This is a genomic window from [Clostridium] ammoniilyticum, assembly GCF_025566905.1.
GTDB lineage: Bacteria > Bacillota_I > Bacilli_A > Erysipelotrichales > Coprobacillaceae > Faecalibacillus > Faecalibacillus intestinalis.
Window position 1 is genome coordinate 1 of the sequence record NZ_JAOQJR010000031.1, and the last position, 696, is coordinate 696.

Here is a 696-nt window from a genome sequence, read left to right on the forward strand (position 1 = left end):
ATAGGAGAAAAGAAAATGGAATTTATAATTGATACAGTAAACTTAGAAGATATAAAAGAAGCAGTAGAATATATGCCAATTGTAGGAGTAACAAGTAATCCTTCAATAGTGAAAAAAACAAGTCCCAAAGATTTCTTTAAACATATGAAAGAAGTCAGGAAAATCATAGGAAAAGAAAGAAGTCTTCATATTCAAGTGATTTCTAAGGAATGTAATGAAATCGTAAAAGAAGCCCATCGTATACTAGAAGAAATCGATGATCAAGTCTATATCAAAGTACCCGTATCATATGAAGGAATCAAAGCCATCAAAAAACTAAAAGCAGAAGGAGTCAATGTGACAGCAACAGCTGTTTATGATTTGATGCAAGCCTATATGGCCTTGGCAGCAGGAGCAGACTATATTGCACCTTATGTCAATAGAATAGGGAACCTAGGAAATGATCCAATGGAACTGATCAATGAATTATCTAATAGAATCGTACAAGATGGTTATGATTGTAAGATATTAGCAGCAAGCTTTAAAGGAGTACAACAAGTAAGAGATGCCTTCAATTATGGAAGTCAAGCAATCACAGCGCCAGTAGAAGTCTTAAAACAAATCTTTGCGAATCCAAGTATTGAAAAAGCAGTGAATGATTTCAATAGTGATTGGTATGATGTTTATGGAGAAGGTAAAGGTATTTGTGATTTATAA

General features: G+C 33.3%; 1 protein-coding gene. It reads left to right on the forward strand.

The window, feature by feature from the left end; genetic code table 11:
* The first annotated feature begins 15 nt into the window (after positions 1 to 15).
* On the forward strand, positions 16 to 696 hold the full coding sequence (locus tag OCV55_RS13925; protein ID WP_119362616.1) for a fructose-6-phosphate aldolase: 681 nt from the start codon (positions 16 to 18) through the stop codon (positions 694 to 696).